This window comes from Streptomyces sp. ME19-01-6 (assembly GCF_033793745.1).
In the GTDB taxonomy this organism is placed as follows: domain Bacteria; phylum Actinomycetota; class Actinomycetes; order Streptomycetales; family Streptomycetaceae; genus Streptomyces.
Genome location: NZ_JARAXF010000002.1, coordinates 210857 through 235835, shown reverse-complemented (window position 1 = coordinate 235835; position 24979 = coordinate 210857). Strand labels below are relative to the sequence as shown.

Annotated in this window: 21 protein-coding genes; 3 read left to right on the top strand and 18 right to left on the bottom strand. The window is 69.6% G+C overall.

Features of this window, described 5'->3' with window-relative positions:
- Window positions 1–9: 9 nt before the first annotated feature.
- From PV419_RS04640 to PV419_RS04600, 9 genes are all read right to left on the bottom strand, one after another.
- Window positions 10–498, bottom strand: a complete 489-nt coding sequence (locus PV419_RS04640; protein WP_319686378.1) for a hypothetical protein — start codon at window positions 496–498, stop codon at window positions 10–12.
- 23 nt (window positions 499–521) lie between these two features.
- Window positions 522–2135 (bottom strand): aldehyde dehydrogenase family protein, encoded by a 1614-nt coding sequence (locus PV419_RS04635; protein WP_319686377.1) that lies wholly within the window; start codon window positions 2133–2135, stop codon window positions 522–524.
- Window positions 2132–2674: an SRPBCC family protein gene (locus PV419_RS04630; RefSeq protein ID WP_319686376.1), complete on the bottom strand. Its 543-nt coding sequence runs from the start codon at window positions 2672–2674 to the stop codon at window positions 2132–2134. Before PV419_RS04630 ends, PV419_RS04635 begins: the two co-directional genes overlap by 4 nt.
- 67 nt (window positions 2675–2741) lie before the next feature.
- Window positions 2742–4040 (bottom strand): aspartate aminotransferase family protein, encoded by a 1299-nt coding sequence (locus tag PV419_RS04625; RefSeq protein WP_319686375.1) that lies wholly within the window; start codon window positions 4038–4040, stop codon window positions 2742–2744.
- Between the two features lie 114 nt (window positions 4041–4154).
- Window positions 4155–5285, bottom strand: a complete 1131-nt coding sequence (locus PV419_RS04620; RefSeq protein WP_319686374.1) for an acyl-CoA dehydrogenase family protein — start codon at window positions 5283–5285, stop codon at window positions 4155–4157.
- Window positions 5282–5989, bottom strand: a complete 708-nt coding sequence (locus PV419_RS04615; protein WP_319686373.1) for a maleylpyruvate isomerase family mycothiol-dependent enzyme — start codon at window positions 5987–5989, stop codon at window positions 5282–5284. Before PV419_RS04615 ends, PV419_RS04620 begins: the two co-directional genes overlap by 4 nt.
- Window positions 5990–6038: 49 nt before the next feature.
- Window positions 6039–7439, bottom strand: a complete 1401-nt coding sequence (locus PV419_RS04610; RefSeq protein ID WP_319686372.1) for an FAD-binding oxidoreductase — start codon at window positions 7437–7439, stop codon at window positions 6039–6041.
- Window positions 7436–8476 (bottom strand): DUF2156 domain-containing protein, encoded by a 1041-nt coding sequence (locus PV419_RS04605; RefSeq protein ID WP_319686371.1) that lies wholly within the window; start codon window positions 8474–8476, stop codon window positions 7436–7438. The genes PV419_RS04610 and PV419_RS04605 overlap by 4 nt, the downstream gene beginning before the upstream one ends.
- Window positions 8473–9018: a hypothetical protein gene (locus PV419_RS04600; RefSeq protein ID WP_319686370.1), complete on the bottom strand. Its 546-nt coding sequence runs from the start codon at window positions 9016–9018 to the stop codon at window positions 8473–8475. Before PV419_RS04600 ends, PV419_RS04605 begins: the two co-directional genes overlap by 4 nt.
- Window positions 9019–9839: 821 nt before the next feature.
- Between PV419_RS04600 and PV419_RS04595 the strand changes: the two genes are divergently transcribed.
- Entirely contained in the window at window positions 9840–10607 is a 768-nt protein-coding gene (locus PV419_RS04595) for an ATP-binding cassette domain-containing protein (RefSeq protein ID WP_319686369.1), read from the top strand.
- Between the two features lie 10 nt (window positions 10608–10617).
- Window positions 10618–11487 (top strand): alpha/beta hydrolase, encoded by an 870-nt coding sequence (locus PV419_RS04590; RefSeq protein ID WP_319686368.1) that lies wholly within the window; start codon window positions 10618–10620, stop codon window positions 11485–11487.
- A gap of 30 nt (window positions 11488–11517) precedes the next feature.
- Here the strand turns inward: PV419_RS04590 and PV419_RS04585 are convergent, their stop codons facing one another.
- The 9 genes from PV419_RS04585 to PV419_RS04545 form a co-directional block, all read right to left on the bottom strand.
- Complete coding sequence (locus PV419_RS04585) at window positions 11518–12144, bottom strand: TetR/AcrR family transcriptional regulator (protein ID WP_319686367.1); 627 nt, start codon at window positions 12142–12144, stop codon at window positions 11518–11520.
- 351 nt (window positions 12145–12495) lie between these two features.
- On the bottom strand, window positions 12496–13812 hold the full coding sequence (locus PV419_RS04580; protein WP_319686366.1) for a beta-ketoacyl-[acyl-carrier-protein] synthase family protein: 1317 nt from the start codon (window positions 13810–13812) through the stop codon (window positions 12496–12498).
- 19 nt (window positions 13813–13831) lie between these two features.
- Window positions 13832–14617 carry an enoyl-ACP reductase FabI gene (fabI, locus tag PV419_RS04575; protein WP_319686365.1) on the bottom strand — a complete coding sequence of 262 codons (786 nt, stop codon included), beginning with the start codon at window positions 14615–14617 and terminating at the stop codon, window positions 13832–13834.
- Between the two features lie 34 nt (window positions 14618–14651).
- Window positions 14652–15899, bottom strand: a complete 1248-nt coding sequence (gene fabF / locus PV419_RS04570; protein WP_319686364.1) for a beta-ketoacyl-ACP synthase II — start codon at window positions 15897–15899, stop codon at window positions 14652–14654.
- Window positions 15896–16150 (bottom strand): acyl carrier protein, encoded by a 255-nt coding sequence (locus PV419_RS04565; protein WP_319686363.1) that lies wholly within the window; start codon window positions 16148–16150, stop codon window positions 15896–15898. The genes fabF and PV419_RS04565 overlap by 4 nt, the downstream gene beginning before the upstream one ends.
- Before the next feature lie 129 nt (window positions 16151–16279).
- Entirely contained in the window at window positions 16280–17020 is a 741-nt protein-coding gene (gene fabG, locus PV419_RS04560) for a 3-oxoacyl-ACP reductase FabG (RefSeq protein ID WP_319686362.1), read from the bottom strand.
- 104 nt (window positions 17021–17124) lie between these two features.
- Complete coding sequence (locus PV419_RS04555) at window positions 17125–18171, bottom strand: ACP S-malonyltransferase (RefSeq protein WP_319686361.1); 1047 nt, start codon at window positions 18169–18171, stop codon at window positions 17125–17127.
- A gap of 52 nt (window positions 18172–18223) precedes the next feature.
- Window positions 18224–19603: an NAD(P)-binding domain-containing protein gene (locus tag PV419_RS04550; protein WP_319686360.1), complete on the bottom strand. Its 1380-nt coding sequence runs from the start codon at window positions 19601–19603 to the stop codon at window positions 18224–18226.
- 272 nt (window positions 19604–19875) lie between these two features.
- Complete coding sequence (locus PV419_RS04545; protein WP_319686359.1) at window positions 19876–20139, bottom strand: hypothetical protein; 264 nt, start codon at window positions 20137–20139, stop codon at window positions 19876–19878.
- A gap of 679 nt (window positions 20140–20818) precedes the next feature.
- Between PV419_RS04545 and PV419_RS04540 the strand changes: the two genes are divergently transcribed.
- Window positions 20819–24961 carry a molybdopterin-dependent oxidoreductase gene (locus PV419_RS04540; RefSeq protein ID WP_319686358.1) on the top strand — a complete coding sequence of 1381 codons (4143 nt, stop codon included), beginning with the start codon at window positions 20819–20821 and terminating at the stop codon, window positions 24959–24961.
- The last annotated feature ends 18 nt before the right edge of the window (window positions 24962–24979 follow it).

Below are 24979 nucleotides of genomic sequence, written 5' to 3'. Positions count from 1 at the left end.
GTCTCGCCCTCAGCGGCGTGTCGCCGAGGCGGCGGCCGCCGGGCGCTGCTGGGAGGTGGCGGCCGTCTCGTGTTCGTGGCGGCGGGACTGGACCACCCCGACCAGAGCGATCACCACGGTGATGAACAACGTGCCGGCCTGCGGGATCATCTGCCAGAACCCCGACATGCGCCAGTTGACGATGTGGTAGATCATGTGGGGGAACGCGGCCACCGCCTGGGCCATGCATATCCCCTGGACGTAGTCCGGGGTCAGCCGGCGTGCGGCGTGGTATGTCGCGACGGTGATCCCGAGATAGAGCGCCCCGGCGTCCCGGGTCAGGTGCTCGCTGTACGGGCCCATCATCTTGAGCCACCCCGCGCCGAGGAAGAACTCCTCGTAGAAGTACCGGGGGAAGAACAGCGCGTGGACGCCGATCACCGCTCCTTCCAGAATGAGGAAGGTGAGGCACAGTCGTATGGTCAGCGGGCGATTCAGCAGGCGGGTCTGGTCTGGCATGGTGATCGTCCCCTCTCTCGCTCTTACGACTGGTGGGTTGTCGGTCGTGGGCGCAGGCCGTAGGCCGACTCCCGGGGGTCATCGCCGGCGGCGACGCTGATGCCCTGCAGATGGGTGGTGCTGATGATCGGCAGATTGGCCTCGCCGAAGGGGCCGCCGGACAGCCCGGTCCCGCCGTGGGCGGGCAGCGGGGCGACGGTGCCGATGTGCGAGTCGTTGACCTTGAGCAGACCGCCGACGGACAGCTCCGCGCAGAACCGGTCGATGACACCCTTGTCCCGCGCCCACAGCGAGTTCCGCAGCCCGTAGCGGTTGCCGTTCAGGAACTCCAGAACGGCGCTGAAGAGCTTCTCGTCGTCCCCGGGATCGTCCGGCACGACGATCGGCAGCAGGGGGAAGAAGGTTTCCTCACGCACGGCCCGTATCGAGTCGGCGAGTTCCAGCCCGTTCACCCGCAGTACGGTCGGCTCGATGAAGGATCCGGCTTCGTCCTGGTCTCCGTCGAGGTCGCAGCGGTGGCCGCCGGCCAGCACGCTCGCGCCCGACCGTACGGCCTCGGTGAGGAACTCGAAGTACCGCTCGGACTTCATCACCGGGCTGAGCCACGCCGCGTCGTCATCCGGCCGGGTCGGCCGGATCCGCGCCACCTCGTCCAGCAGACGGGCGAGGAGTTCGTCGGCGACCGCCGGATGGACGATGCCGAACTTGGGCACGAGGCAGACCTGCCCGGAGCCGATGAAACTCTCGGTGAGCGCGCGGGCGGCATGTGCCAGGTCCGCGTCCCGCCACACCACCAGCCCGTCGTTGCCCGCCAGCTCCAGGATGGGTTTGGTCGACTTGGCCATGCACTCCTGGGCGATGGCCAGGCCGCGGGTGCTGTCCCCGAAGTAGAAGACGTCGTCGATGAGGGGGCTGTCGATCCAGTGGCGCAGGGTCAGCGCGGTCGGGGCGGTGATGATGTTCAGGGTGCCGGGCGGGGCCCCGATTTCGTCCAGCAGCGGGGCGACCAGCTCACGGAAGAGGAAGTGGACGCCGGTGGGGCAGCCCTGCGGCGCCCTGAGGACCAGCGTGTTGCCCGCGGCCAGGACGCAGACGCCGACCGCGCTGTTGGTCGTGGCCGCGTTCTGCGGCGGGTTGAGGCCCACGACGCCGTCCGGCTTGCGCACCAGCTTGAGGTGGCGCCCAGGGGTCGCGACCTCCTGGACGAGCTGCCGACGGTAGAAGTCGATGGCCTCCGGGCCGGTGGCGTCGAGGATGCTCGTCGCCTCGATCTCGGCGAACCTGCGCGGGTGGCCCTCGGCGATCAGCAGCTCGATGAACTCTCCGGCCCGCCGGGCGAGTTCTTGATGGAAGCGGGCCAGCAGCCCCAGGCGCCGCTCCAGCGGCACGGCCGCCCAGGCCTGTTTGGCCTCGTGCGCGGCTTCGGCCGCCGCCTGCAACTGCTCGGGGCCGGCCAGCGCGCAGCGGGAGAGGACCTCGTCGTCCGGCAGGATGTCGCCGCCCTTATCGAGGCGGCGCTTGAGGGAGACGGCGGTGAGGACGTCGTCGAGCATCAGGCGCGCGTGAACGGCGTGGACGTTGCCGCCCCCGACCCCGTTCATGTCCTGCCCGCCCACGTAGAGTCGGTAGTCCTTCATGAGGCGACCGCCCCCTGCTGTGCCACGGCGGCGTCCGGCGTGGCGTAGTCGAGGACGGTGTACTGGGTGTGGACCGTCTCGTCCGGCTGCTCGTTCGCCGGGAAGAACACGGTGGGGCCGAGCAGGCCGATGAGGATGAGTTCGAAGTTCTCCTTGATCACGCGGGCGGCGATCGGTTCCACGATGGATTCGATGCTGCTCACACCGAAGTCGAAGGTGCTTTCCATGAAGATGTCGCAGCCGTCCGCGGTGGGCACCACGCGGTAGGCGCCGGTGAGTACGTCGAAGTCGCCCTCGTCCTGCTCGAAGGTGAGGGTGAGGGTGTCACGGGCGATGTGGTCCTTCTCGGACCAGTTGAGGATTCCCTTGCGGAAGATGACAGACCATCGGCTGTCGAAATCGGCGTCCGAGGTCCGGTCGATCTCGATGGTGCGTACCGGATCCACCAGATCCGGGTACTTCTCGAAGTCGATGATCCTCTCGAACGCCTCGCTCGGATCTCCGCCGGGGAACCGGGCGAGCAGCCTGACATGACGCATGGTGGGCCTCCGGGACGTGGTGACGGGAGGGGAGAATGCGGTGGGGGAAAGAAAGGGAGAAGGCGGCTCAGCGGGGGGCGGGGAAGAGCCCCGCGAGGTGCTCCGCCGTTCCCTCGACGGCGCTGAACAGCCAGTCGATGTCGGCTTCGCTGAGGCAGGCGGGCGGAGTCATGCGGATCACGCTCGACGCGTTGAGCGAGTGGTTGGTCACGACACCGCGGTCCAGCAGCTCGAACAGGAACTCGCCCGCGAACTCGCCCGACTGGAACTCCAGGGCGAACAGCAGACCGATCCCGCGCACCTCCTTGATCAGGTGGGGGCAGACCCGGTCGAGGATCTCGCGCAGTCCGCTGAGGATGCGCGGGCCGAGCTCCGCCGCGCGTTCCGGTATCCGCTCGTCGACGATGGCGTGCGCGGCCGCCTCGGCGGCGGCCATGGCGATCGGGGCGCAGGAGAACGTCGAGGAGTGCAGCAGCGGGTCGCGGTTGATGAGGGCGTACGCCTCCGGGGTGGCGACGGCGGCCGCCACCGGCACCACGCCGCCGCTCAGCCCCTTGCCGATCAGCATGATGTCGGGAGCGACGTCACCGCAGGCCCAGAGCTGTCCGCAGCGGCCCATGCCGGTCAGGATCTCGTCGAAGACGAGGGTCGCACCGAATTCGTCGCAGGCCTCGCGCACCTGGCGCAGATAGCCGTCGGGCGGAATGATGACCCCGCCTTCGCCCTGCACCGGCTCCATGATCACGCAAGCCTCGCCGGGGGCGGCCTCCAGCTCGCGGGTGAGTGCGTCGATGTCACCGAACGGCACATGGCTGCGGTCCGGCAGCAGGGGCTTGAACGGCGTCTGGTAGATCTCCCGGGCGGTCACGCTCAGCGCGCCCATCGTCTTGCCGTGAAAGCCGTTGACGGTGGAAATGAGGCGTCGTTTGCCCAGTCCGCGCGCCATTTTGATGGCCGCCTCCGTGGCCTCGCTGCCCGAGGGGACGAAGTGCACGTACTCCAGCCCCTGGTGAGTGAGGTCGGCGACCGCCTTGGCCGCGCGAGCGGCCACCGGCTCCAGCAGCACACGGGTGGCGAGCGGGTGGGTCGTCACCTGGCGCACCACCGCCGAGGTGACGGCGGGGTGCCGGTGGCCGAGGATGAAGACTCCGTACCCGCCGCACTCCAGATAACGCCGTCCGTCATGGCCGAAGAGATACGCCCCTTCGCTGGCGACCTCGCTGTGGCCCCCGAGCATCTCGGCGACTGAGGCCCGCCCCTTGTTGAGATGGGCGCGGGAGATACTGACGATTTCGTGGAAGTCGAAGCCGGGAGCGCCGGTTCGCTCTTCGGCCGGGGCCGTCGACAGGGCTGCGTCGATGGTCATCGTAAAAGGTCCTCTCACTTCATGGGGCGTGGATCGCGTCGAACGGGAGGTACGAGGGGCGACAGAGCCGGGGCGGATGCGGAGAGGGGGCGGTGTGGTGGAGTGCGGCGGCGCTCAGGTGACGTTGATCTGGCCGCCGTTGATGTAGTCGGCGAAGGAGTCGATGGAGCCCGTGCGGTTCGGGGGGTGCAGGGCCAGCGCATGGGCCGAGGCCAGGAGGCAGGCCACGTCCGGAGACGAGACGAAGGCCACCCCGCCGAGCAGCTCGACGCAGGAGGACGCGGCCCGGGTGAGTGCGTCCTGAATGGCGAACCGCGCGATGAGGCAGCGGGCGAACGCCTCGGTGTCGTGCTCGGTCGCCTCCTGCGCCCGTGCCATGCCCTCCAGCTGCAGGGCGGCCCCCTCGACCTCGCACAGCAGCCGGACCTTCTCGGACTTGGGGGTCCGTTCGCTCGCGAAGACCCGCTCGGCCAGGGCGCTCACCGCGCCCAGATAGCTCGCGGTGATCAACAGCTCGAACCACAGAAAGCTGAACAGCGTCAGCTTGTCCAACTGGTGGCCGAAGCCGACGGTGGTCTCGATGACGAGGTCGCGGTGGACGAAGACCTCGTCGATCACCACCTCTTCGCTCTCGGCCCCGGCCAGCGCCCAGGAGTTCCAGAACGGTTTGACGCTGACGCCGGGGGACTCGGTGGGAATGAGCGCGACGGCCATCACGGGGGTGTCGTCCGGCCCTTCCACGGCGATGCCCGCGGTGATCAGGTCCATCGAGCGGGCCAGGCTGCACGGCTTCTTCCGGCCACTGACGAGATAGCCGTCCTTCACCGGCTTCGCTTGCATGCTGGGGCTCAGGATGGGCTGCCCCGGCCGGCCCTCGGCGAAGGCGGAGGAGACCAGGCGATGGTCGCGGGCCACCGCCTCCAGGAGCAGCCACTCGAAGCCCGTGCTGTCCTCACCCAACGAGACGATCGAGGCCATGCTGAAGTGGTGCATGGTCGTCGCCACGGCGAGACTCGGTGACCGCGCCCCGATCGCCCGCTGGACGCGCACCGCGTCCACCGCGTTCGCCGCCGAGCCGCCGAACTCCGTGGGTACGAGCAGTCCGGGGCCGGCCGAGTCGCGGAACAGTCCGATGGCCGGGCTCTCCCGGCTCTCGAGGACCTGGAGGGGGAGCTCGGAGAGCGCCTTGTCCAGGTTGGGAATGTACCGCTCCAGGGTCCGGCGCTCCCGCTCGAGGAACTTCACCTCACACCTCCGGCGTCGTGTTCACTGCTCGTGTGTCGTATCGGGGAGGCCATCTGGTCGGTCTCGGCCGCCAGCCGCCGCCTGAGCAGCTCGGCCCCCTCGCCCCGCAGATCAGCGGCGGCGTCAGCACGGCCGCACAGCGCCATCACCAGGGCCTCCGCCGGTCCGCGCACCTCGGCACCGGTCTGTGCCCGGAACGGCACGTCCTCCGCGACCAGCCGAAGACCGCGCATTCTGGCCTTGCTCCCCACCCGCGCGCTCAGGCTCCCCAGCGAGTGCAGGGCGGCGAGCAGCCGCGCCTCGGGGATGGCACGGGACCGGCCCAGCGGACGGCGGATGTCCTGGTGGTGGACCAGGTGGTCGGTGAACAGCTCGGCCTTGGGGACCAGCGCCGTCGGCCCCTTCGGCCGGCCGCTGGTGCCGCGCCGGAAGGCGGCGGCGATCTGGGCGGGGCTGTGCTCGGCGGCGAACCGGCGGGCCATCACCTCGGAGGTCTTCTCGACCGACCCCCCGCAGCGGACGAGGAGGGCCAGATAGCCGGTCAGCGAGGCGGTGTGGCCCGCCGCCATGTGGCTCACCACCTCACGCACCCGCCAGCCCGTGCACAAGGTCGCGCTGTTCCAATCGGAGTCGGGCAGGTCGTCGAGGAAGTCGGCGAGGTCCCCGCTTTCCTCCCGCATCAGCCTCAGGTAGTCGAACTTCACGTACACCTCCTGGTGGCATGGATGGTGTGAGGTCACCGGCCGTGCGGGATCACCGTCCGCCGCGTTCCGGGACCCCGCGCAGCCGCTGGATCAGCGCGCCCCCGCGGTCGACGGCGTCCATGGCCGTCACATAGCTCTTGACGAAGAAGGGCTGCAGCGGCCCCAGCCGGGGAGTCCCGGTTCGCGACCGGTGCCAGGGGCGGCCCGCCGGGTCGTGGCCCTTCGTCAGCAGCGCGGCGACCGAGGGACCGCAGCCGACCGACATCGCCAGTCCATGCCCGGTCCACGCGCCCGCGAAGATCACACCCGGCATCCCCGGCACCGGGCCGAGCACCGGGATCCGGTCGAGGGTGGCACCGGTCAGGCCCGACCAACGGTGGGTGAAGGGCACGTGGCCGAGCGCCGGGAAGCGTTGGCCGAACTCGCGCGCCAGCCTGATCCAGATCCGCTCGGAGAACGCGGGCGAGGCGTTCGGGCCGCACACCGGACCGCCGCCGAAGAGCAGCCGCCCCTCCTCGTCGAACCGGTAGTAGGAGAAGAAGAAGCGCTGGTCGATGACCGCCTCGTGGCCGCTCCAGCCCAGCTCGGCGCGTTCCGCGGGGGTGAGCGGCCGGGTCGCCAGCACATGGGTGCGGACCGGGACGATCCGTCGGCCGTGCGGCAGACCGGGCGGAGTGTAGCCGTCCGTCGCGATCACCACCTGATGCGCGTCAACCTCCCCGTACGGACCGACGCGCAGCCTGACCCCGCCGCGGTGCGGGTTGACCTCGGTCACCGGGCTCTGCTCGGCGACCCGGCCGCCGGCCCGGACCACCGCGTCGGCCAGGCCGAGAGAGAGCCCCAACGGATTGATCTGGACCACCGGTTGGTACGCCAGGGCGCCGAAGTACGCGGGGTGGCCCAGCCGGTCGGAGACCTCCCGGCGGGACAGGAACGGCACGGTCAGGCCGAGTTCGGCGAAGGCGCGCTCCTCTCGGCCCAGCATGGCCGCCTGGGCCCGGGTGGCGGCGCACAGCAGGTGACTGCTCGGCGTCATCGCACAGTCGATCCCCTCGTCCTGGACGAGGCGGATCACCGTCTGCACACACTCCTCGCTGTGCTGGAAGGCGGCTCGGGCCGTCTCGGGACCGTAGCGCCTGCGGAGATACCTGATCCGGCCGCCGACGCCGGGGCCGACGATCCCGGTGCTGCGCCCGCTGGCCCCGGCACCCACCCGGTCCGCCTCGAGCACCAGCACCGACCAATGCGGTCGCTCCCGCAGGATGTGCAGGGCTGCCGACAGACCGGTCAGCCCGGCGCCGACGATCGCGACGTCGACCACGGCCCGGCCGGTGAAGCGCTGCCGCACGGGGGCGTCGTCCCGGACCCGCTCCCAGACCGGGGTGTCCTGGATCGCGATGTCCCGCTGAGCGGATCCGGCATCGCCGCCGGTCGCGTTCTTGGAGGTCATATGAGGTTCGCCACCTTCATGAGTCGCCATACGTCGATCAGGCGCAGACGTCCGGGAAAGGTGAGGTACTCGGGCGTCACGAGCTGCGGACGCCACTTGCGTTTGAACGACGCCTGGCTCGCGGAGGGGTAGAGGAACTGGCCACGCTCGGCGAGCAGGCGGATCGCCCGCGCCGCGGACGGATGGGTGCTGTCGAGCTCGTTGGCGGGATCCAGACCGACGAAGGGGGTCAGCCCGAGGTGCAGCCACGGATCGCCGTCCTCCTTCATCCGTTCGGCGGCAAGGGCGAAGGCCATCTCGATGGCTCCGCGGGCGCCCTCGGGACGTCGCCGGGTGAGGTCGTAGAGCCAGCCCGGCTGGGTGCCGAACACGGGTGAGTAGGAGATGTACGCGACCACGTCGTCCTGCCCGGTGCCGCCCTCACGGCGGGCGATGAAGGTCCGGCGCAGATCCTGGTACTCACCCGTCCGCTCGCCGACGAAGAACCGGATCTCGCGGGTCAGCCGTCCCTTCTGGCGAAGCCACGACGCGTCGATCTCGTCCAGCTGGCGCCGCAGGCCGTCGACCTGCCCGGGGGCGAGGTCCCGGCCCAGTTCCCGCACGGCCACACCGTCGCGCCGGGCCCGGGAAATCATGTTCCGGGTCTTCACGAACGTCCGGCCCCGCAGGGTGAATTCGGGGAGGGAAATGCTGAACGAGCTGCCGAACTGATTGGTGTGAAAGCCGTGTTCCGCCTGGAGTTCGGCGTCCTGGCGCAGCAGTTGGACGCCGAGAACGCGGACCCGCTTTTCCTTCGCCCGCTGAATAAAGGCCGCGAGCAGTTCCCGGCGGGTGTCGGGCGCGGCCACCGGGCCGCCGAACTGCACCCAGATGCGGCGCGCCGGCCGGAAGGCGATGAACCCGTCGAGACCCGGCTCGGTGAAGTACTCGTTTCCCGAATTCAGCGACAGGAAGCCGGAGGGGTTGGTGCCGTACCGGTGCAGCGCTCGCAGCCGGACGTCGTGGGACATTCGGGGGGTCACGGGAATCGAGGTCATGCCCGGCCGGCCTTCGCCGGGCCCAGATCGGCCGCATGCGCGGGCCGCGTCCGCGAACCCGGCGAACCCGGTCCCGTCCCGGCCGCCCAGCGCGGCGGGCGAGGCCGGTCGAGCAACGGCTTGACCGCGTAGTACGCGGGGTGCTCCTGGGGCTCGAAGCGGACACCGAACGGCTTCAGGAAGTTGCCGACGATCGAGCGGTCGGTGAACAGGTGCAGCGGGAGCGCCAGTAGCGCCCACTCAGGACCGTGGATCAGGCACCACAGTCCGGCCACCGCCGCGGCCGTCAGCAGCGTGTGCATCGTGTTGTAGAGCACGTAGTACACGCGGTGGATGTAGCCGGTCCTGCTGCGCCTGGCCGCGATGGCGCCCGGGACGTAGCCGATGAGGTCGATGTAGGCGAAGAGGATCAGGAACGGCACCCAGCGGATCTCGTGCCAGTGCTGGACGACGAGCACTCCCACCGTGACGAGCGCGGCGAAGTACTCCAGGCGTACGACGCGGTAGGTCGTCGGAGTCTCGAACAGGTTCCGGCTGTCCATGGATGAACGTCCACCTCCCAGCAGTCTTTAACATACTCTAAGTATCTGACATAACGGCGGGAGCCTAGCATCTGCCAGAGGCGGTTGCCTAGAGGGTTTTCGCCGCGGGGCGGATCCGGCGGCCGACGGGTGGTGGCGGCTTGGGCCGGGGGGTCGCCCGGCTGTGTGGCCACTGGGTATTTCACTAATCGTCGGCAGGTTTACCTGCGTAGGGTGTGCGGCAGGACTAGGCGAGTGGTTCGCTGTTCGGGACGACGAGTGGGTGTGCGTAGAGGGGCGTCTACGGAGAACTGGGAGAGCGCGATGACTGGGCAGACCACCGAGTCACAGACTCCACCCAAGTGGAATACGGTCGCCCTCAACGGTCATTGACCGGCCGGGGCTGTCGCTGACAGCGGACAAAGACTTCACCCCGACGACCGTTGATCGCATCGGAGCTATTTGTGCAGAGATCGTGAGAGGATTGTCATGTTATCGAGCCTGCTAGGCGTGTCGGCATCCGCACAGAGGAATTTGTCTCTTCGGCGCTGATCCGGCTCCGGATGTTGCGGAGCGGCTCTCGTTTCGCCTAGGCTCCCAACTCGTCAAGCATTGACTGGCTTCCATGTAGATGAAGCTCGCGCGCAGAACCAGGGGCTTCGTGACGGTAGTGCGAGGCCGCCCTGGTCTCGACACCTCTACATTGCTCCCTGTTGCGCAATTTGGACGCCAATGCGCGCCCTCCGCGCGACGCCTTGTCGCCTTTCGCTGGGGTCTTCGCCATTCCAGTAGGTCGTTCGACGTTTTTCGGGAGCGTATTGATGAATAGTCTCCATCAGTCGATGAAACTTCCGTCACACCGTCCCGAAGATGTGGGGCTGCCGCGCCTGGTGGTCAGTGGCCTCACGCTCGCGGAACCGGGTCATCGCCGATTAGAAGGCGTATCGCTCACCGTGTCATCGGGTGAACTGGTAGGGCTGGTGGGCCCATCCCGCGCAGGCAAATCGATATTCCTGGACATTCTCGCCGGTCGCCTCGAACCGACCTTCGGCATATTCAAGATCAACGAGACGATCGTGCGCGGTGACGGGCCGCCGCGGGGCATGGTCGGCACGGCGGTGCCCGAGGAGACCATGGACCTCAGGCTGTCCGGCCGGGACTGGTTGACCGGCGTGGCGCGCCGGGCCGACCTGAACGAACCCGACACCGGCAGGTGGCTTTCCCGCCTGCTGTGGCGCATGGGTCTCTCCGCCCTCGGCTCCACCATGCTGAGCTGCTATCCACCGGGCGACCGCAAGCTGCTGTCTCTCGCCGCCGCGTCCGCGGGACGTCCCCCGGTCATCGTGCTCGACGAGCCCGCGGCCGGGCTGTCCGGTCCGCACATCGCGATACTGCGGCGGCTGGTCAACACCTGGTGTGCCGAGGGGAGCGCGGTGCTGGTCAGCGCCACGCATGCGGACGTGGCCGCCCTCGGCTGCCACCGCCTTTATGTGATGGAGGCGGGCACGATCGTCGCCAGCGGCACCCACAGCCAGTTGTACGGCATGGATTCGTTGTTACCCGAGCCAAGCGTGCCGACACAGGGCCGCAATCAGATGCACTCGATGTGAGAGGGCCGAAGTGACCAGGACCGACAGACTCGGTGAGGCGAAGTACGTTCACCTGCCGCAGGGCACCCTGAGGTACCACGAGCGGGGCGAGGGCCGGCCGGTCGTCTTTGTGCACGGTCTTTTCGTCAACGGGGACCTGTGGCGGCACGTTGTGCCACCACTCGCCGACGCGGGTCTGCGCTGCATCACGCCGGACTGGCCGTTCGGCTCGCACGAGACTCCGCTGGCGGCGGACGCGGACCTCAGCCCGCCCGGAATCGCCCGACTCATCGCGGACTTCCTCGCGGCGCTGGACCTGACGGACGTGGTCCTGGTGGCCAACGACACCGGGGGCGCCTTCTCTCAAATCGCCGTCGCCCGGCACCGGGAACGGCTGGGCTCTCTCGTTCTGACGCCGAGTGACAGCCTGCACCGATTCTTTCCCCCGATGTTCCGGTACCTCCAGGTACTCGGCCGGGTGCCCGGCTCCGCCTATCTGATTGCCCAAGGGCTCAGAATAAAACCCGTGCACCGGCTGCCCCTCGTTCTCGGACTGCTGTCCAAGCGCCCTCTCCCCGATGACATCATGAGGTCCTATCTGACTCCGATGCGCCGGAGCCGGGGGGTCCGGCGCGACCTCGGGAAGATACTCAAGGGGGTGAGCAACCGGCACACCCTGGCCGCGGCGGAACAATTCCCCAAGGTCGACATGCCGGTTCTGCTGCCCTGGGCGAAGGAAGACCGGCTGTTCCCGATCCAGCTCGGTGAGGAACTCGCGCGGCTCTTCCCCCACGCCCGGCTGGAGCCGATCGAGGACTCCTACACGTTCGTGCCGGAAGACCAGCCTGAGCGCCTCGCCGAGGTGCTCACGCGTTTCCTCACCGAGCAGCGGCGGGCGTAGCGCTCGGCAGGCGGCCGGCCGGCCCGATCTTCAACCGGGCCGGTCGACCGACCGCTCCGACCGGCTGGAGCGCAGGGATTCCACGAGCTCGCTGATCAGCGCGGATGCCTCTTTCCTCGCCTGCTGCGGGTTCGGGCTGTTCGAAACCGCGAGCGCCATTTCATGCAGTGCCCCGATGATTGACTTCATCACCAGCTCGCTGGGCATTTCACGCATGAACTCGTCCGCGCAGCGCCGCTTCACCAGTTCCGCGAAGTTCTCGGTGACATGCCCCTGGGCCAGCCGCCACCGTTCCCACCCCAGAGCGATAGGGCCCTCCTTGAGAGCCATCTCGCAGAATGCGGGGTCGAGACTCGCGTCCAGGTATGCGTTCAAGGCGGTGACAAACGCCGACCAGCCACTCGCCTGCGGCCCGATTTTTTGTTCGACGCGCCGGACGAATCGCTGGTCGATCTCGGCCAGTACGGCCTCGAAGACGGCCTGCTTATTGGTGAAGTGATGGTAAATGGCGCCCTTTGTTACACGAGCATGGTCGGCGATGTCGTCCAATGAGGTCTTGGCGTACCCGCTCCGCGAGAAGAGATCACTCGCCGCCTCGACGATCGCATTGCGAGTTGCTTCCGCGTACTCGTCTCGGCGACGTCTGGTCGCTCCCATATGGTCCCTCCGTCGTCATGCGCCACAGTCTCCCGCGCCCAGCTTAGAACCTGTCCTGATCACATGGCGCGAAGGGTCGACCGTGACCGCGACCCCGGCCCTCCCGTCTTTATAGTTCACTGGTCTGTGCGCCAGTAACCTGATGCGGCCCTGATTATGTCGCGAAAAGACTCTCTCGACCCGGGGAACGGAAGCAAGATGTGGGCTGCGGCGCTACCGAGCCTTTCCGCTTCGACTGACGGCGGCACGGACTCGGCGGAGGGTGGGACGGGCGTATTGCGGTCGCGCGGGGCGCTCGGAGACCGCCCACGGGCCGGCCACGCCCGCCAGGGCATGGCCGACCCGTGGGTGTCAGCGCCCGTCGAAGGGAGAGAGCACCAGGCAGGCGTTGTGGCCGCCGAAGCCGAAGGAGTTGGAGAGCACCGGCTTGCGGCCGATAGGCCGAGGAGCACGGACCACCACGTCCAGGTCGAACTCCTCGTCGGTCCGCTCGTGGTTGGCCGTCGGCGGCACGACGCCGTTCGCCGCGGACAGCATGGCGAGAACCGCCTCGGCGGCACCCGCGGCGCCCATGAGATGGCCGAAGACGCCCTTGGCCGAGGTGACGGGCGGGGAGCCGGCGGGGAACACCGTGGACAGGGCCCGCGCCTCCATCGCGTCGTTGAGGCCGGTGCCGGTGCCATGCGCGTTCACATGACCGATGTCCTCCGGCGTCAGGCCCGCGTCCTTGATCGCCGTGCGCATGCAGGCGGCGGCGCCTCCGCCGTCCGGGCGTGGGGCCGTGAGATGGTGCGCGTCGGAGTTGAGCCCGTAGCCGACCACCTCGCCGTAGATCCGCGCGCCTCGTGCCAGCGCCAGATCCAGCCGCTCCAGTACCAGGAACGCGGCGCCCTCTCCCATCACATAGCCGTCACGGTCGGCGTCGAAGGGACGGGAGGCGCGAGCCGGATCGTCATTGCGGGTGCTCAGCGCTCCGCTGCGGCAGAAGCAGGCCATGGCGTACACATTGACACTGTTCTCACCGCCACCGGCCAGCACCGTGTCGCACTCGCCGTAGCGGATCAGCCGTGCCGCCTCGCCCACCGCCGTGGTGCCCGAGGCGCAGGCACTGCCCACCGCGTAGTTCGGACCGGTCCAGCCGAGTTCCATGGCGACGAAGGCAGGTGTGGCGTTGGGCATGAGCATGGGCACCATCAGCGGGGTGACCCGGCCGGCGCCGTCCCGCTCGCAGACGATCGCCTGATCGCCCATCGTGGGCGCACCGCCCGTGCCGGTCCCGAACACCACCGCCCGCCGGGACGGCTCACCACTGGGGGTGCCGGCGTCGGCGACCGCGTCCATCGCCGCGGCGAAGCCGAGCTGCGAGACACGGTCCATACGGCGGGCCGTCTTGGCGTCGAGGTACGCGAGCGGTTCAAAGTCCCGCACCTCACAGGCGAAGCGCACGGGCAGGACACTCGCGTCGAAGTTGGTGATGGGCGCGGTTACCGGCGCCGCGCTCAGCACCGTCTCGTACAGGGTCTTCAGGTCACAGCCGGCCGGCGTCTTGACCCCCATACCGGTGATCGCTACGCGCCATCGGCCCTGATGGTCACGGGCGGCGGCATCCGGGGCGCCGGGGCGCCGGTGGCCTGCTGTCGGGTTGCCGTGGTGGGCCGCATCGGACATCTTCGTCCTCCGGAGTCGGTCAGGGCGTTCGCTCGTCGGGGGCCATGCCAATGGCGTGCGCCCCGCCGTCGACATGGACGATCTCGCCGGTCGTGGCGGGCAGCCAGTCCGACAGCAAGGTCACACAGGTCCGGCCCGCCGGATCCGGGTCGGACGGGTCCCAGCCCAGTGGCGCACGGGCCTTCCAGACCTGCTGAAGAGCGTCGATCTGGGGAATGGCGTTGGCGGCGATGGTGGACAGCGGCCCGGCCGACACCAGATTGACCCGGATGCCCCGAGGGCCCAGGTCCCGGGCCAGGTAGCGGGCCGTCGACTCCAGAGCCGCCTTGGCCACCCCCATCCAGTTGTAGTCGGGCCATGCCTGGCCCGCGTCGAAATCCAGGCCGACCAGCGACCCGCCGCGCCCCTCCATGAGCGGCGCGACGGTCTCGGCAAGAGCCTTCAACGAGTAGGCGGAGACCTCCAGGGCGACCGAGACGTCCTCCCACCGCGGTCGCAGGAAGTCTCCCCCCAGACAGGTCTCCGGCGCGAAGGCGACGGCGTGCAACGCACCGTCGAGTTGACCCCACATCCGCGCCAGCCGGTCGCCCAGCGCCTCGAAGTCCGCGGGGCGGGTGACATCCAGCTCCAGCACCTGGGGGGTGGTGGGCAGGCGCTCCGCACAGCGCTCGGTCAGCCGCCGGGCACGGCCGTACGACGTGAGGACGATCTCCGCGCCCTGCTGCTGCAGCTGCCGTGCCGCCGAGTAGGCGATCGACGACTCGTTCAGCACGCCTGTCACCAGGAATTTCTTACCGCTCAGCATGGCAGTTCCCCTCTCCGCCCTGCGCCGGGCCGGTTCACATCGCTGCCGGCAGGAACACGAGGGTCGCGTTATGTCCACCGAAGCCGAAGGAGTTGGAGAGCATCGGTCCCTCCGGGATCTTCCGGGCGCGCTCCGCGACCACATCCAGGTCGCAGCCGGGATCGCGCCGCTCCAGGTTGGCGGTCGGATGGGCGATGCCCTCCCGCATCGTGAGCAGGGTGGCCACCGCCTCGACGGCCCCCGCCGCTCCGATGAGATGACCGATGACGCTCTTCGTCGAGGTAACCGGGAACCGTTGGGCCCCGAAGAGGTCGACGATCGCCCTGGCCTCGGTCACATCGTTCAACGGGGTCGAGGTGCCGTGCGCGTTGATGTGCACGATCTCGTCGGCGGTCAGCCCCGCGTCGGCGAGCGCCAGCTCCATGCAGGTGCGTGCGCCGGTGCCGTCCGGCGACGGCGCGGTGATGTGATGCGCGTCCGAGTTGCGCCCGTAGCCGGCCAGTTCGCCGTAGATCCGGGCGCCCCTGGACACCGCGTGGTCCCAGTTCTCCAGGATCACGAACCCGGCGCCCTCACCCATGACGAAACCGTCCCGGTCGGCATCGAACGGCCTGGAAGCCCGCTCGGGGTCGGACACCCGCTTGGACAGTGCCCCCATCCTGGCGAAGGAGGACATGGTCAGGGGTGCGACGGCCGACTCGCAGCCGCCCGCGACCACGAGGTCGGCCGCTCCTTCCCGGACCAGCCGCGCGCCCTCGCCGACCGCCTGAGCCCCGGAGGCGCACGCCGTGCAGATGCACAGACTCGGGCCCTTCAGCTCGTGCCGGATACTGATGGCGCCCGCCGTGGCGTTCGCCATCGTCATCGGGACGTAGTGGGGACTGACCCGCCCGTATCCGCGCTTGGGCACGGCACCGAATTCGTCCTCCTGGGTCCCGGTGCCGCCGTGGCCGGTCCCGGTCACCACCGCGCGTCGCTCGGGGGGCACACCGTGCCGTCCCGCGTCGGCCAGCGCGTCCGTGGCGGCCGCGAAGCCGAGCTGTGCCGTCCTGTCCATGCGCTTGGCGCCCTTGGCGTCCAGGTAGTCCTGCGGGTCGAAGTCCCGTACCTCGCAGGCGAAGTTCACCATGAGGTCGTCGGCGTCGAACGCGGTGATCCGCCGGGCCATGGAGCGCCCGGCGCACAGCGTGTCCCAGAACGTCTCCAGGTCGTTTCCCGCGGCCGTCTTCACGCCGAGGCCGGTGACCGCCACCCGCTGCCGGGAAGTCGTGATCCGGGTCATGACGCCGCCGGGGAGAGGTGCCGCTCGATGAGGTCAAGCGTGTCCGAGACGGTCGTCACCCTCTTGAAGTCCTGCTCCGGAATGGAGACGCCGACGCGGTCCTCCAACGCCATGGTGAGCTCGGCCAAGTCGAGACTGTCGGCTTCCAGGTCGTCCCGGAGGACGGCTTCGGGGGTGACGGCGTCCTCCGAAACCCCGAGGATCTCGGTGCAGGCCTCGACCATCGCTTTGAAGAGATCATCCCGATTCATGCTGTATTCCTTTCGTTATCAGCCGGCCGTGTACGTGATTGCTCGGAACGAAATAGAACGAAATAGAACGGAATGGAACGGAATCGACGGCACGCCGCGCGTCGGAGTGGGCGCAGGCCCGCGGCGTGATCAACCGCCCATGGAGATGCCGCCGTCGACCGGCAGGGTGGTCCCCGTGATGAAGGCGGCGGCCTCGGAGGCCAGGAAGGTCACCGCCGCGGCCACCTCGGTGGGTGTGCCCATGCGGTTCATCGGCGCCATCCGGCTGAGTTCGGCCAGCCGCTCCGGGGACAGCTCGGAAAGGATCTCCGTGCCGATCGGGCCGGGCACCACCGTGTTGACCGTGATGTTCCGGCCGGCCACCTCGCGGGCCAGCGACCGGGTCATCCCGATCAGCCCGGCCTTGGCCGAGGCGTAGTTCACCTGGCCGGTGGAGCCCAGCAGACCGACGATCGATCCCACGTTCACGATCCGCCCCCAGCGTCGGCGGAGCATGCCGCGCAGGGCCCGGCGGGCACAGTAGAAGGGCCCGTGGAGGTTGGTTCGGAGCACCTGCTCCCAGTCCGCGTCGGACAGCGTCACGGCCAGCCCGTCACGGACGATGCCGGCGTTGTTGACGAGCAGCTCGACCGGGCCGAAGGCGTCCTCAACGGCGGTGAACATCTCGTCCACGTCCGCGCGGACGCCGACATCGCCCCGCACCAACAGGCCCTCGCCGCCCACCTGGCTGATCAGGTCCAGCGTCTCCCGCGCGGCGGGGCCGCCCGACCGGTAACCGACGGCCACGCGGTGTCCCGCCTCGGCGAGCGCTACCGCGATCGCCTGACCGATGCCCCGGGACGCGCCGGTCACCACCGCGACCCGGCTCACCGGTGGCTCTCCGCCGGCGGCGGGATCGGGTACGCGTCGCGGTTTCGCGTCATGCTCTGCTTCCGGGCCGCCTACGGGCGGCCGCACCACACTGGTCATCGCGCTCACCTCCCCGTGAGGGCCGTGACCGGCGGCTGTGCCGGTCCCGGTGCCAGTTCGTCCGCGAGTGCGGAAACGGCCTTCGGCCCATCGGCGTTACGCGTCTCCAGCTCCGGGACCGTGCGCCGGGCGATGCTGGTCAAGGTGGTGCCGTAGCCGGCCTCCACCAGCGACCGCACCCCGAGGTCCGGCAGCCGGAGCTGAGAGATCCGCCACTGCACCGGATTGATCAGGTGCTCGGCGAGCAGCCGCGACCACGTGTCGCCGCTGGTGACCGCGGACGCGTCGGCGTTGGACACCACCGGACGCGACGGCCCGACAAAGGGGATGGTGCGCAGATACGCGGCGAACGGGTCCTTGGCGGCCAGCATCAGCGGCGTGTGGAAGGCGCCCGCGATGGCCAGTCTGATGACCTTCCGGGCACCGAGCTCCCGCGCTCGCGCCTCGACGCGCAGCAGCCCGGCGTCGGTCCCGGCGAGGACGATCTGGCCGGGCGCGTTGTCATTGGCGACCCAGCACTCGCCGGGGGCCGCCCCGCACGCCCACACCGCATGGTCACGGTCCAGCCCGAGGACGGCGATCATTCCGGCCGCCTGGCGTCGGCACACCTGGTCGGTGACGTCGCCCCGATGGGACACAAGCCGGACCCCGTCGTCGAAATCCAGCACCCCGGCCGCCGTGAGCGCGCTGATCTGCCCGAGCGAGTGTCCGAAGAACACGACGGGGAGCCCGAGCACCGGGCGCAGCGCCTCCCAGGCCATCAGCGACGTCAGGAAGACCGATACCTGGACGTCCCGGGTCGCCACCGGGACGTCGTCGGCGCTGAGCAGGAATGGCGCCAGCCGCCGGTCGAGCACTTCCTCGGCGCGCTCCACCAGCCGCCAGGCGGGATGGTCACGCCAGGCCGCGCCCATGCGGGGCGCCTGCGAGCCCTGTCCGGGGAAGGCCACGGCCGCTCGCGTCAGCGCCTCCTGGACACCGCCGTGTCCGGCGCCGAGAGAATCCCCCCGGTTGTTCGCCGGTTCCGTGTCCACGATCTGTTCGGCCGTCATCAATCCTCCCGCCCCTCTCTCATTGATTCCGTGCGCGGATGGGGTGACATGCTCAGCCGCTGACGTCGATGGGGTTCGATCGCCGCACACCGGTCGGCAGAGCGCGGGAGATTCCCGGGCGCCGGGCACCCTCTTGGCGCTCTTTCCGCAGCTCCCTCAGGTACTTGCGGAAATCGACCTGAATGGTGTGGCGATCCGACTTGACATAGCGGCGGGCCACGGAGGACTGATATGTGTCGATCTCCTTGGCCATGGCGGCGTACCCGGGCAGCCTCGCCCTTCCTTCGAGGAGATCGGCGACCCATTCGGACTGCGCCTCGGCCAGCGGCATGATGGCTCCGATCGGCTGGACGAGTCCGATGAAGTACAGCCCTGGGTGCTGCGGCGGCACCACGCGTCGGTAAAGAGATATCCAGTTGTCCTCGGCGTCGACGAGGTCCGAGTCGAAGAAGGGGAAACTGATTTTGTACCCCGTGGCGTAGACGACCACGTCCACTTCCTCGACACTGCCGTCGGCGAAGTGCACCTTGTCGTGGTCGAGCCGCACGATGTTCGGCTTGACCGTGAGGTCGCCGTGGCCGAGCTTGCTGAGCAGCGAGTCCGAGGCGGTCGGGTGGGCGGCGAGGATCCGGTGGTCCGGCTTCTGCAGTCCGTAGCGGGTCGGCCTGCCGCGGGCCAGGCGTAAGGCGGTGCCGAGGATCAGCTGCTGTGCGCGTAAGGGCAGCACAACGGAGGCCCAGGACAACGTGAGGTGGTCCACCGGCACGCCGAAGACGAACTTCGGCACGATGTGCACCCCCCGCCGCATGGCCAGGAACATCCGCTCGGCCACCTGCGAGCCCTCGACGGCGATGTCGGAGGCCGAATTGCCGATGCCGAGGACGACCACCCGCTTGCCGGCGAGAAGGTCGGGCGTCCGATAGTCGTGCGAGTGCAACTGGGTGCCCTTGAACGTGTCGGCTCCGGGGAAGGCCGGATCCGGCATGCGCGGGTTCCAGTGGTGGCCGTTGGCGACCAGCACGGCGTCGTACCGCCCCGTGAGCTCCTCGCCGGTGTCCCGGTGGCGGGTGGTCACGTTCCAGCTTCCGGCCGGGCCCTTCTCGACCCGGGTCACCTCTGTGCGGAACTGAATGCTCTCGCGGAATCCGAAGTGGTCGACGTAGTCGTCGAAGTATTGCGCGGCCTGCTCGTGATTGACATACGGCGGGAGATGGTCCGGCATGGGAAACGTCGCGTATTCCATGCTCTGCCGCGACGAGTTGATGTGCAGCGAGCGGTATGCGGACGACATGCCGTTGTCATTCATATAGCGCCAGTTCCCGCCTACTCCGGATCCGGCTTCGAAGCAGTCGAACGAGATTCCCCGGGAATTCAGTACCTGACACGAGGCGATGCCGGATGAACCAGCTCCGATAATGCAGACGCGATTCATGCGGGCATCCCATCCTTCGATTCAGACGACTGGCCGTTGCCCATGGCCGGGATGACGCTCCCCGGCATACTTCACGTCGAGCGCATACTCAGAGTATGTTCCAGACTGCGGGTCGGTCAATGGGTGCGCGCGTCCCCGGCCATCGTGACGGCGCAGCGGGTCGGCCAGGGCTCGGCCTTCGGCGGAGCGCGGTGCTCGCCGCGCTCCGCCGACCGTGTCCACGATGACGTGGCGTCAGGGTTTCGTCTCTGTGCCGGGCGAGTCGCCCGGTCTCATGAACCGCTGATCACGAGCGCCCCGGAGACCGTGACGGGGGCGCCCTGACCGTCCGCGGGGGCGGCGGTCAGGGTCCAGATGTAGGTGCCGTCGGGGGTGGTGAGGTCCCCGGCGGCCGGGTCCTGGACGCCGGCCTGGCCCTGTTCGGGGCAGTTCCAGTAGCGCAGCGTGCCGTTGCTCTGCAGCTCCTCGGGGGTGCACGATGCGCCGAGCGACACGGTGCCGGTCTGCTTCCCGGTCCGCAGATCGGTGGCGATCACGGTGCCCGGCCGGCCCGGGGACGGCGTCCAGAGGGTGGCGTAGTCCAGGGCCGCGGCCTGCGTGGCCTGCTCCCGGACGATCCGGTCGCGGACGATGTCGATGACGTACTGCCGCTTGTAGGGGCCCTGCGACTCGTAGAGGACGTACTCGGGCGAGACGTCCAGGATGCGGCCGCCCGCAGCGGGCAGCGGTAGCCGGTCGACGGTTCGCCGTAGGCATTGGGCGAGGGTATGACCACCTCGGTGGCGTCGGCCGCCAGGGCGGTGGCCGGCGGCAGTGATACGCCACGCCCGAGGCGAGCGTGAGCGTGGCCGCGACCAGCGCCGCGGAGTGCGCCGAGCGTCTGAGGCGCGTTTGCCGGAAGTTCATTTCTTTTCCCCTCGCTGATCGACCAGCGGCGACCAGCCGCCTCCCGGTCACCCGAGGGCCTGCCGATCTTGCAAGGCCCACGTCAGCGTAAGGACGACTTTCCTGCTGCGGCGGCTGATTGCGCATCGGTGCACCGGAACCCGACAAGGCGGCATGGCGGCGCCTGGCGGGGTGCTCACACCCGCCTGTCAGGCCCTGTGCGGTGCGCTTAACCCCTGGTGATCGGGCGCGGAGACACCCACGTAATGAGTGGTTCGTACGGTCACGACGTATGAGGTCAGGCCGAGCAACAGGAGAAGGGGGGCGCCCGTGGCCGCGCCGGGCTCGCAGAGCGAGGGCACCACGAAGGTGCGGACGGTCTGCTCGTACTGCGGGGTGGGCTGCGGCATGGTCCTCGACGTCGGCAGGGGACCGGACGGGCGGCGTACGGTACTGAAGGCGACCGGGGACAAGGAGCACCCGGCGAACTTCGGCCGGCTGTGCACCAAGGGCGCCACCACCGCGGAGATGCTCGCCGCCCCGGGCCGGCTGACCACCGCCCTCGTCCGGCCGGACCGCGGCGAGGAGCCGCAGCCCGCGCCCGTGGCGGCCGCCGTCGCCGAGACCGCCCGCCGCCTGCGCGCGATCGTCGACGAGCACGGCTCCGACGCGGTCGCCCTCTATGTCTCTGGCCAGATGAGCCTGGAGGCGCAGTACCTGGCGAACAAGCTGGCCAAGGGCTTCATCCGGACCAACCAGATCGAGTCGAACTCCCGGCTGTGTATGGCCAGTGCCGGCACCGGTTACAAGCTGTCGCTGGGTGCGGACGGCCCGCCCGGCTCCTACCAGGACTTCGATGCGGCCGACGTCTTCTTCGTCATCGGCTCCAACATGGCCGACTGTCACCCCATCCTCTTCCTGCGGATGATGGACCGGGTGAAGTCGGCGGGCGCCAAGCTGATCGTCGTCGACCCGCGGCGCACCGCCACCGCGGCCAAAGCCGACCTGTTCCTGCAGATCAAGCCAGGGACGGACCTCGCGCTGCTCAACGGGCTACTGCAACTGCTGCACACCGGCGGCCACACCGACCCCGACTTCATCGCCGCGCACACCGAGGGCTGGGAGGCGATGCCCGACTTCCTCGCCGACTACCCGCCCGCCGCCGTCGCCGAGATCACCGGCATCCCGGAGGACGACATCCGCGAGGCCGCCCGGCTGATCGGCGAGGCGGGGGCGTGGGTGAGCTGCTGGACGATGGGCCTGAACCAGTCCACGCACGGCACCTGGAACACCAACGCCCTGGTCAACCTCCACCTCGCCACCGGCGCGATCTGCCGCCCCGGAAGCGGGCCCTTCTCCCTCACCGGCCAGCCCAACGCCATGGGCGGCCGGGAGATGGGCTACATGGGGCCGGGGCTGCCCGGACAGCGCTCCGTCCTCGTCGATGCAGACCGGACCTTCGTCGAGGAGCTGTGGGAGCTGGAGCCGGGCACCCTGCGAGCGGACGGCGTCGGCAAGGGCACGGTCGAGATGTTCCGGAAGATGGCCGACGGGGACATCAAGGCGTGCTGGATCATCTGCACCAACCCGGTCGCCTCCGTCGCCAACCGCAGGACGGTCATCGAGGGCCTGGAGGCCGCCGAGTTCGTGATCACGCAGGACGTGTTCGCCGAGACGGAGACGAACGCCTACGCCGATGTTGTCCTGCCCGGTGCGCTGTGGACCGAGACCGAGGGCGTCCTGATCAACAGCGAGCGAAACCTCACCCTCGCCCGCCCGGCCGCCGACCCGCCCGGCGAGGCGATGGCGGACTGGCGGATCATCGCCGCCGTGGCCCGCGCGATGGGCTACGAGAAGGGCTTCGCGTACGACAGCGCCGAGGAGGTCTTCGAGGAGATCAAGCGCGCCTGGAACCCGGCGACCGGCTGGGACCTGCGCGGGGTGAGCTACGAGCGGTTGCGCACCACCCCGGTGCAGTGGCCGGCGGCGAGTGTGGAGGGGGCCGACCGCAATCCGATCCGGTACGTCGGCGAGGACGGCTCGCCGACCTTCCCCACCGGGAGCGGCCGTGCGGTCTTCTACGCCCGCCCGCACATCCCGGCGGCGGAGATGCCCGACGACGACTACCCGTACGTGCTCAACACCGGCCGTCTCCAGCATCAGTGGCACACGCTGACGAAGACGGCCAAGGTGGCCAAGCTGAACAAGCTCAACCCCGGTCCCTTCGTGGAGGTGCACCCACGGGACGCGGCCGAGCTGGGCCTCGCCGAGGGCGATTCGGTGGAGGTCGCCTCGCGGCGCGGGCGGGCCGTGCTGCCCGCGGTCGTCACCGACCGGGTGCGGCCGGGCTGCTGTTTCGCGCCGTTCCACTGGAACGACCTGTTCGGGGAGTACCTGAGCGTCAACGCGGTGACCAGCGACGCTGTCGACCCGCTGTCGTTCCAGCCCGAGTTCAAGGTGTGCGCGGTGTCGCTGACCAAGGTGGCCACCCCGGTGACGGTGCGGACTCCGGCGCTGGTGGGCGCCCAGGCCACGGCTCCGGTGTCCGCCGCGGGCGCTGCGACCCCTCTGCCGCCCGCCGCGCTTCCCACAGCGCCCGTTCCCGCTCCGTTCGGGCTGGAACCCGCGCCGCCGCCGGTCCTGACCGAACACGAACGCCGGTATCTGACCGGCTTCCTGGCCGGCATCCCGTCGGGCACCCCGGGCGTACCGGTGCTGCCGCCGGACGCCCCGTTCAGCCCGGAGCACGCCTTGTGGGTGAACGGCGTGCTGGCCGGGATGTACTCCAGGGCCGAGGCGACACCTTCCCCCGCGTACGGCGTCGGCGGCACCCCGCAGCCGATTGCTGACTCCCCGGGCCGCCAGGTCGTGATCCTCTGGGCGTCGCAGACCGGCAACGCCGAGGAGTTCGCCACCACCACAGCAAAACGGCTCACCGCCGACGGCCACCCCGCCTCCCTCCTGCCCATGGAGGAGACCGACCCCGCCACGCTGCCGTCCGACACCGACTTCCTGCTGATCACGAGCACCTTCGGCGACGGCGACGCCCCGGACAACGGCGCCGGGTTCTGGGACGCCCTCGCCTCGCCCGACGCCCCGCGCCTGAAGGGCAGGCGCTACGCCGTCCTGGCCTTCGGCGACTCCTCTTACGACGACTTCTGCGGCCACGGCCGCCGCCTCGACCGGCGCATGGAGGAGCTGGACGCGGTGCGGCTGGCCCCGCGCACCGACTGCGAACCGGACTACGAGACCGAGGCCGAAGCCTGGCTCGACCAGGTACTCACCGCGTTGCGGAGCAGCGAGCGGCCGGCCCCCGGCCCGACCCCCGCCGCCCCTAAGGCTCCCCGGCCGAGCCGTCCCGCCCCCGTCGCCGCCCGCCTTACCGGCAACCGCCTGCTGAGCCTGCCCGGTGCGGGCAAGGAGGTCCGGCGCTTCACCTTCGACACCCGTGACAGCGACACCCCGCTGGTCTACGAGGCCGGGGACGCCCTGGCCGTGCACCCGGTCAACCAGCCGGAGCTCGTGATGGAGTGGCTGGCCGTCACCGGCCTGGACGGGGACGCGACCGTCTCGGTCAAGAGTGTCGGAGACGTGCCCTTCGCCGAGGCCCTGCTGCGCCACTTGGACATCACCCGCATCACTCCCGACCTGCTGCGCTTCGCCGCCGAGCGTGCCCGCGACGCGAAGCTGCGGAAACTGCTGCGGCCGGACAACAAGGGCGAGTTGGCGCAGTGGTCCTGGGGACGTCAGGCCGTCGACGTGGTCGCCGAGTTCGGCATCCGGGCCGGGGCGCAGGAGTGGGCGGACGCTCTGGGCCGCCTGCAACCCCGCCTGTACTCCATATCGTCCAGCCCCCTGACGGACCCCCACCTGGTGTCGCTGACGGTCTCCGTCGTCCGCTACGAGAACCTGGACGGCCGCCCCCGCCAGGGCGTGTGCTCCCCCTTCCTCGCCGACGCCGAGCCCGGCACCCCGGTGCCGGTCCGCGTCCAGCGGGCCCCGCACTTCCGCCCGCCGGCCGACCCCGCCACGCCGGCCGTGATGGTGGGCCCCGGCACGGGCATCGCCCCCTTCATCGGCTTTCTGGAGGAACGCCGGGCCCGCGGCCACCGCGCCCCGAACTGGCTGTTCTTCGGCGAACAGCACCGGGCGACCGACTTCTACTACGAGGAGGAACTGGCCGCCTTCCTCGCCGAGGGGACGCTCGCCCGCCTGGACACCGCCTTCTCCCGCGACCAGCGCGCCAAGGTCTACGTCCAGGACCGGATGCGCGAACACGGTCCGCTGCTGTGGTCCTGGCTCCGGGACGGCGCCCATTTCTACGTCTGTGGCGACGCCTCCCGCATGGCCAAGGACGTCGACCGGGCCCTGCGGGAGATCGCCACCGTCCACGGCGGCCTGGCCGAGGCCGAGGCAGTGGCCTACGTCAAACAGCTCGCCACTGACAAGCGCTATGTGCGGGACGTGTACTGAGGGGCAGCCCGCTCTGCT

Excerpts from the sequence above, each read along its gene's own strand:
- PV419_RS04640 (WP_319686378.1), bottom strand. The coding sequence starts at position 498 with ATGCCAGACCAGACCCGCCTGCTGAATCGCCCGCTGACCATACGACTG.
- PV419_RS04635 (WP_319686377.1), bottom strand. The coding sequence starts at position 2,135 with ATGAAGGACTACCGACTCTACGTGGGCGGGCAGGACATGAACGGGGTC.
- PV419_RS04630 (WP_319686376.1), bottom strand. The coding sequence starts at position 2,674 with ATGCGTCATGTCAGGCTGCTCGCCCGGTTCCCCGGCGGAGATCCGAGC.
- PV419_RS04625 (WP_319686375.1), bottom strand. The coding sequence starts at position 4,040 with ATGACCATCGACGCAGCCCTGTCGACGGCCCCGGCCGAAGAGCGAACC.
- PV419_RS04610 (WP_319686372.1), bottom strand. The coding sequence starts at position 7,439 with ATGACCTCCAAGAACGCGACCGGCGGCGATGCCGGATCCGCTCAGCGG.
- PV419_RS04605 (WP_319686371.1), bottom strand. The coding sequence starts at position 8,476 with ATGACCTCGATTCCCGTGACCCCCCGAATGTCCCACGACGTCCGGCTG.
- PV419_RS04600 (WP_319686370.1), bottom strand. The coding sequence starts at position 9,018 with ATGGACAGCCGGAACCTGTTCGAGACTCCGACGACCTACCGCGTCGTA.
- PV419_RS04595 (WP_319686369.1), top strand. The coding sequence starts at position 9,840 with ATGAAACTTCCGTCACACCGTCCCGAAGATGTGGGGCTGCCGCGCCTG.
- PV419_RS04585 (WP_319686367.1), bottom strand. The coding sequence starts at position 12,144 with ATGGGAGCGACCAGACGTCGCCGAGACGAGTACGCGGAAGCAACTCGC.
- PV419_RS04580 (WP_319686366.1), bottom strand. The coding sequence starts at position 13,812 with ATGTCCGATGCGGCCCACCACGGCAACCCGACAGCAGGCCACCGGCGC.
- fabI (WP_319686365.1), bottom strand. The coding sequence starts at position 14,617 with ATGCTGAGCGGTAAGAAATTCCTGGTGACAGGCGTGCTGAACGAGTCG.
- fabF (WP_319686364.1), bottom strand. The coding sequence starts at position 15,899 with ATGACCCGGATCACGACTTCCCGGCAGCGGGTGGCGGTCACCGGCCTC.
- PV419_RS04565 (WP_319686363.1), bottom strand. The coding sequence starts at position 16,150 with ATGAATCGGGATGATCTCTTCAAAGCGATGGTCGAGGCCTGCACCGAG.
- PV419_RS04555 (WP_319686361.1), bottom strand. The coding sequence starts at position 18,171 with ATGACGGCCGAACAGATCGTGGACACGGAACCGGCGAACAACCGGGGG.
- PV419_RS04550 (WP_319686360.1), bottom strand. The coding sequence starts at position 19,603 with ATGAATCGCGTCTGCATTATCGGAGCTGGTTCATCCGGCATCGCCTCG.